The organism is Streptomyces sp. URMC 129, from assembly GCF_051386415.1.
Taxonomy (GTDB): domain Bacteria; phylum Actinomycetota; class Actinomycetes; order Streptomycetales; family Streptomycetaceae; genus Streptomyces.
Genome location: NZ_JBPQTQ010000078.1, coordinates 21,905 through 28,617 on the forward strand (window position 1 = coordinate 21,905; position 6,713 = coordinate 28,617).

Here is a 6,713-nt window from a genome sequence, read left to right on the forward strand (position 1 = left end):
GGAATCGGACGCAACTCATGGCCGACGACAACTCCACCACTCCGCCCGAGGACGGGGAGCCCCTGCTGAACTCGGCGGGTGCCCTGCGCATCGAGCCGGTGACGCTCGAGACGGAGATGCAGCGCTCCTATCTCGACTACGCGATGAGCGTCATCGTCTCCCGCGCGCTGCCGGACGTGCGCGACGGGCTCAAGCCCGTGCACCGGCGCGTGCTGTACGCGATGTACGACGGCGGCTACCGTCCGGAGCGCGGGTACTACAAGTGCGCCCGTGTCGTCGGCGACGTGATGGGGACGTACCACCCGCACGGCGACACCTCGATCTACGACGCCCTGGTCCGCCTGGCGCAGCCGTGGGCGATGCGCATGCCGCTGGTGGACTCCAACGGGAACTTCGGCTCCCCCGGCAACGACCCGGCCGCCGCCATGCGGTACACCGAGTGCCGGATGGCGCCGCTGGCCATGGAGATGCTCCGGGACATCGACGAGGAGACCGTCGACTTCCAGGACAACTACGACGGCCGGAACCAGGAGCCGACGGTCCTGCCGTCCCGCTTCCCGAACCTGCTGATCAACGGCTCGGCCGGGATCGCGGTCGGCATGGCGACCAACATCCCGCCGCACAACCTGCGCGAGGTCGCCGCCGGCGCCCTGTGGTTCCTGGAGCACCCGGAGGCGAGCGCCGAGGAGCTGCTGGACGCGCTGGTCGAGCGGATCAAGGGCCCCGACTTCCCGACCGGCGCGCTGATCGTGGGCCGCCGCGGCATCGAGGAGGCGTACCGCACCGGCCGCGGCTCGATCACGATGCGCGCGGTGGTGGAGGTCGAGGAGATCCAGGGCCGCCAGTGCCTGGTGGTCACCGAGCTGCCGTACCAGGTCAACCCGGACAACCTCGCGCAGAAGATCGCCGAGCTGGTCAAGGACGGCCGGGTCAGCGGCATCGCCGACGTCCGCGACGAGACGTCCTCGCGCACCGGCCAGCGTCTGGTCATCGTGCTGAAGCGGGACGCGGTCGCCAAGGTCGTGCTGAACAACCTGTACAAGCACACCGACCTCCAGACGAACTTCGGGGCCAACATGCTGGCCCTGGTCGACGGCGTGCCGCGCACCCTGTCGCTGGACGCGTTCATCCGGAACTGGGTGGCGCACCAGATCGACGTCATCGTCCGCCGCACCCGCTACCGGCTGCGGAAGGCCGAGGAGCGCGCCCACATCCTGCGCGGCCTGCTCAAGGCGCTGGACGCGATCGACGAGGTCATCGCGCTGATCCGGCGCAGCGCCACGGTCGACGTGGCGCGCGAGGGCCTGATGGGCCTGCTGACGATCGACGAGATCCAAGCCAACGCGATCCTGGAGATGCAGCTGCGCCGCCTGGCCGCGCTGGAGCGGCAGAAGATCGTCGCCGAGCACGACGAGCTGCAGGCGAAGATCAACGAGTACAACGCGATCCTGGCCTCGCCGGTGCGGCAGCGCGGCATCATCAGCGAGGAGCTGACGGCGATCGTCGAGAAGTTCGGCGACGACCGGCGCTCGGCGCTGATCCCCTTCGAGGGCGACATGTCCATCGAGGACCTGATCGCCGAGGAGGACATCGTCGTCACGATCACCCGCGGCGGCTACGTCAAGCGGACCCGCACCGACGACTACCGGGCGCAGAAGCGCGGCGGCAAGGGCGTGCGCGGCACGAAGCTGCGCGAGGACGACATCGTCGACCACTTCTTCGTCTCCACCACCCACCACTGGCTGCTGTTCTTCACCAACAAGGGCCGGGTCTACCGGGCCAAGGCCTACGAGCTGCCGGACGCCGGCCGGGACGCCCGCGGTCAGCACGTGGCGAACCTGCTGGCGTTCCAGCCGGACGAGCGGATCGCGGAGATCCTGGCCATCCGGGACTACGAGGCGGCGCCGTACCTGGTGCTGGCGACGAAGTCGGGTCTGGTGAAGAAGACCGCACTGAAGGACTACGATTCGCCGCGCTCCGGTGGCGTCATCGCGATCAATCTGCGCGAGATGGAGGACGGCCGCGACGACGAGCTGATCGGCGCCGAGCTGGTCTCCCCCTCGGACGACCTGCTGCTGATCAGCAAGAAGGCGCAGTCGATCCGCTTCACCGCGACCGACGACGCGCTGCGCCCGATGGGCCGGGCCACCTCGGGCGTGAAGGGCATGAGCTTCCGCGAGGGCGACGAGCTGTTGTCGATGAACGTCGTCCGGGCCGGTACCTTCGTGTTTACCGCCACCGACGGCGGGTACGCCAAGCGGACGCCTGTGGACGAGTACCGGGTTCAGGGACGCGGCGGCCTGGGCATCAAGGCGGCCAAGATCGTGGAGGACCGGGGCTCTCTGGTCGGCGCGCTCGTGGTCGAGGACACTGATGAGATCCTCGCCATCACGCTCGGCGGTGGAGTGATCCGTACGCGGGTCAACGAGGTCAGGGAGACGGGCCGGGACACCATGGGCGTCCAGTTGATCAACTTGGGGAAGCGGGACGCCGTGGTCGGCATCGCCCGCAACGCCGAGGCCGGCCGCGAGGCCGAGGAAGTCGCCGAAGAGGGGGCCGAGGCGGCCCCGGTCGATGAGGAGTAGGGCGTGAGCGGAACCAGGGGCGCCCCTGACGGCGGCGACACGGCGAACGACGGGCGTCCCCTGGCGCCGGTCCCGGCAGTCCCGGGGGCGGACGCCCCCGGGGCGTATCCCCGGCAGCGACGACTCGTGGGGGGGCCACGATGAGCAGTGCACGACCCACGGACTCCTACGCGCAGGGGCCGGGCCGCCCGTCCGCCCGCGACGCGGAGCACTACCACCCCCCGCAGGCGTATCCGTCGCCGCCGGGCAGCGCCCCGGCGGTCGGCCAGCAGCAGGCGGTGCGCCGCCCGCGCACCGACGCCCGCGTGGTGCCGCGCACCCGCAAGGCGCGGCTGCGGGTGGCCAAGGCCGACCCGTGGTCGGTGATGAAGGTCAGCTTCCTGCTGTCGATCGCGCTGGGGATCTGCACGATCGTCGCCGTCGCCGTGCTGTGGATGGTGATGGACGCGATGGGTGTCTTCTCCACGATCGGCGAGACGATCAGCGAGGCCACCGAGACGGACACGGAGAGCGGCTTCGACCTGGAGGCGTTCCTGTCGCTGCCCAGGGTCCTGATGTTCACCACGGTGATCGCGATCATCGACGTGGTGCTGGCGACGGCCCTGGCGACGCTGGGGGCCTTCATGTACAACCTGTCGGCCGGGTTCGTCGGGGGCGTCGAAGTGACCCTGGCGGAGGACGAGTAGGGCGGCGGACCCGCCCGCGCGGTGCCCCGCCTTACCGATTTTGGTGGCGGGGTGCTGATGCGCTAGCCTTTCCGTGCACGCGGGGCTATAGCTCAGATGGTTAGAGCGCATCCCTGATAAGGATGAGGCCACAGGTTCAAGTCCTGTTAGCCCCACGCTTGCGGCTCGGTCCGGCTGAAGGTCTTCAGTCGGACCGAGCTGTTTGTGTCGGGGCTGTGGGCGGGAGCCGTTGGGTATCATCGGGCGCCAGATGGCCTGATCATGGTGTGACGATCACGTTCACGTTCAAACAGTGCAAGCAGTGACAGTGACGCACGTTGACGCAAGTCGAAGAAGGACGAGGTAGCGCGGTGAAGAAGCTTCTGCTGTTCTCTCTGGTCGCGGTGGGTGGCCTGTTCGTCTACCAGCAGCTCGTGTCCAGCAAGGCCGAGCAGGACCTGTGGACGGAGGCGACCGACTCCGTGCCGAGCGGTCCCTCGGGGAACTGACCCGGGACGATCCCACCGCATACCACGCGGGGCTGTCACGCTGTGACGCCCCGCCCTTTTTGTATACGTTTCTATGGGTGTGCGGCTGCAAAACACGAGCGGTGCACGACGCCGTCGTCGTGCACCGCGCCGCCGCGCCGGTCAGCCCTGGTGGTTCTCGTAGTGCTCGACGGCCTCGCGGGTGCGGGCGACGCCGTAGACGCGCAGGAATTCGGCGAGCTCGGGGTGGCTGTCCGCCAGCAGCCGGGACGCGCTCTGGATCTCCGTGGCGTCGGAGACCGAGCGCAGCAGCGCCTGGATCTCGCGGACGACGCGCTTGGTGGGGTTGGCCGGGACGCCGATGGAGCCGGACCGGGTGGCGGTGGAGCTGGGGCTGAGCACGTTTCCCCCGGAGGTGCGGCGGATCTCGTCCATGGCGGCGGTCGCTTCGGCGGCGCTGATCCGCCCGGCCCTGACCTCGGCCGCGAGGTCCTGCAGGGAGCGCACGCGCTGCACGACGGCCGGATTGCCGATCTTGGCCCGCTGACCGCTCATGAGCTGCGACAACATCGGTGCCGACAGCCCCAGGACGACCGCGAGCCGCGCCTGGTTCAGCCCCAGATCGGCGATGAGGCGCCGGAAGAGCGTCCCCAGCGGCTCTCCGTACCAGGTCGTCTGCTGCTCTCTCGCCTTTTCGGTGGACTCCTGTTGTGCTGCGTCCATCGTCTCTCCCCTGTTCTCCCCTGATCGCTTCACGTGAGCGAAGTTGCGCGTCATCCTACGGAGGGAGCAGCGTCCGGGGCGATACCCGGTCGGAATCCGGCGAGAAGATTGGGTAACCTTGGCTCTGGCCTTCCCAAGGGCCGCGGGGCCTTAGCTCAGTTGGTAGAGCGCCGTCTTTGCATGGCGGATGTCAGGAGTTCGACTCTCCTAGGCTCCACTCGCCGTTCAGCGGATCAGTTCGTTTCTTGAAGTTCCTCGGGCGGGGTGCGCTGGTCGTCCACGTCCTCGGTGCGCACCAACTCCCCCCAGACCACGTAGCGGTGGCGCGAGGTGTAGAGCGGGGTGCAGGTCGTCAGCGTGATGTAACGGCCGGCCTCGGTGGCGCCGGACTCCTCGGGGACGGGCGCGAGGACCGCGGTGTTGTACTTCGACGTCTCGGGGAGGATGGCGGAGGTCCGGTAGATGTACCAGGTGTTCTCCGTCTCGAAGACGATCGGGTCGCCGACGTCGATCTGGTGGATGTCGTGGAACTTGGCGCCGTGGCCGTCGCGGTGGGCCGCCAGGGAGAAGTTCCCCTCCTCGTCCCAGGGCATCGCGGACTGGACCGGCTCCTCGTAGTAGCCGGCGACGCCGCCGTTCAGCACGTCGAGGCCGGTGCCCTGCTTCACCAGGATGTCGGCGTCCGTCATCGTCGGCACGTGGAGGAAGCCGATGCCGTCCTCCGGGTCGTACGCGGGCGGGGGCGTGGTGTCGTCGCCGTCGTCGTCGGGGGCGGCCTCCCAGTGCTCGCGGACGGCGCTGCTGTCCCGCTTGGCCTCCTGGTTGGCGACGACGTTGGTCCACCACAGGGAGTAGGCGACGAAGAGGGCGAGCACCAGGCCGCCGGTTATGAGGAGTTCGCCGAGCACGCTGACGGCTGTCGCGATCCGGCGGCGCGCCCGGCTGGGGCGGCGCCGCGCGGGCGCGGACTCCGGCTCCCCGGGGGCCTCCCCGGTGGACTTCTCCGCGGGGGTCTCCTGGTCAGTCGACGAGGGCATCCGGCTTCCCTTCGCTACGCGGACGCTCTTCAATCATCTGGCCCCACACGATCATGCGGTAGGTGGAGGTGAACTCCGGCGTGCAGGTGGTGAGGGTGATATAGCGGCCTGGTTCGGTGAACCCGCCCTGATCCGGGACGGGGTCGAGGACGGCGGTGTTGGACGGCGGGGTCTGGTCGAGCCGGGTCGTCATCTCGTAGGTGTAGTAGGTGTCCTGGGTCTCCACGACGATGGGGTCGCCGGGCTCCAGGCGGTTGATGTAGCGGAACGGCTCGCCGTGGGTGTTGCGGTGGCCGGCCAGGCCGAAGTTGCCCTCCTCGTCCCAGGGCATGGCCGTGGGGAGGCGGTCCTCCTCGGTGTAGTGCCCGACCATGCCGTTGTCGAGGACCGACTCGGGGTCCACGGTCTCCGCGATGGGGACGCGGACGTCGAGGGTGGGGAGATAGAGGATCGCGAAGCCCTCGCCGGGGGAGAACGCGCCCGGGTCGCGGTTCTCGTCGTTCTCCCACTGCTCTTCGAGGCGGTCCGCCTGGCCGTCGGCGTGTGCCTTGGCTTCGACGTTGGTCCACCAGAGCTGGTAGACGACGAAGAGGAGCAGCAGGACGCCGGTGGTGATGAACAGCTCGCCGATCACGTTGCTGAGGGCGGTGCCGGTCTGCCGGGCGGCCTTGGCCGCCGCCTTCGCCGCCTTGCGGCGGGCGGCACGGCCGCCGGTGAGCGGCACCTCCTCGGCGGCCGGGGTCTGCCCGGCCCTGCGCCGGGCCGCCCGCCCGCCCTCCGGGACACCAGGGCCCGTCCTGCGGCCCTGAGCGGCCCTGCGGCGGGCGGCGCGCCCGCCGTCGCCGCCTTCGGCGGTGGCGAGCGACGGGAGGGCGGCGGTGGTCTCCACCGGTCCCTCCTCCGGCGCCCGCCGCGCACCGGGCACGCCGTCGCCGGCGGCCTGCCCCGCCCTGCGCCGGGCGGCCCGTCCGCCGGGCACCTCCCCCCCGGCGGCGGCCGGTCCGCCGTGTCCCGCCCTGCGGCGGGCGGCGCGCCCACCGGTGGGCGGCACCTCCTCGGCGGCCGGGGTCTGCCCCGCCCTGCGGCGCGCCGCCCGGCCGTCGGGCGTGCCGACGCTGGGCATGGCGACGGTCGGGTCGGCCGGGCCGCCGGGACCGGGCCCCTGGCCCGCCCTGCGGCGGGCCGCCCGGCCGCCGGTGCCGGGCGGTGCCGGGG

At 70.5% G+C, this 6,713-nt stretch carries 6 protein-coding genes and 2 tRNA genes; 5 read left to right on the plus strand and 3 right to left on the minus strand.

Annotated features, from left to right (window positions below):
* Window positions 1-17: 17 nt before the first annotated feature.
* From gyrA to ACSNOC_RS17290, 4 genes are all read left to right on the plus strand, one after another.
* Complete coding sequence (gyrA, locus tag ACSNOC_RS17275; protein WP_436748358.1) at window positions 18-2,585, plus strand: DNA gyrase subunit A; 2,568 nt, start codon at window positions 18-20, stop codon at window positions 2,583-2,585.
* 140 nt (window positions 2,586-2,725) lie between these two features.
* Entirely contained in the window at window positions 2,726-3,271 is a 546-nt protein-coding gene (locus ACSNOC_RS17280) for a DUF3566 domain-containing protein (protein ID WP_436748359.1), read from the plus strand.
* Window positions 3,272-3,352: 81 nt separating this feature from the next.
* Window positions 3,353-3,426 (plus strand) — tRNA-Ile (locus ACSNOC_RS17285).
* Between the two features lie 195 nt (window positions 3,427-3,621).
* Window positions 3,622-3,759, plus strand: a complete 138-nt coding sequence (locus ACSNOC_RS17290; protein ID WP_436748360.1) for a DLW-39 family protein — start codon at window positions 3,622-3,624, stop codon at window positions 3,757-3,759.
* Window positions 3,760-3,900: 141 nt separating this feature from the next.
* On the opposite strand, the gene ACSNOC_RS17295 is transcribed toward ACSNOC_RS17290, so the two are convergent.
* Entirely contained in the window at window positions 3,901-4,461 is a 561-nt protein-coding gene (locus ACSNOC_RS17295) for a helix-turn-helix domain-containing protein (RefSeq protein WP_436748361.1), read from the minus strand.
* Window positions 4,462-4,605: 144 nt separating this feature from the next.
* On the opposite strand from ACSNOC_RS17295, the gene ACSNOC_RS17300 reads away from it, so the two are divergent.
* Window positions 4,606-4,678 (plus strand) — tRNA-Ala (locus ACSNOC_RS17300).
* Between the two features lie 16 nt (window positions 4,679-4,694).
* Here ACSNOC_RS17300 and ACSNOC_RS17305 read toward each other — a convergent pair.
* Entirely contained in the window at window positions 4,695-5,498 is an 804-nt protein-coding gene (locus tag ACSNOC_RS17305; protein ID WP_436748362.1) for a class E sortase, read from the minus strand.
* The coding region (locus ACSNOC_RS17310; protein ID WP_436748363.1) for a class E sortase at window positions 5,482-6,713 on the minus strand (1,232 nt) is incomplete at its 5' end. The genes ACSNOC_RS17305 and ACSNOC_RS17310, both read right to left, overlap by 17 nt.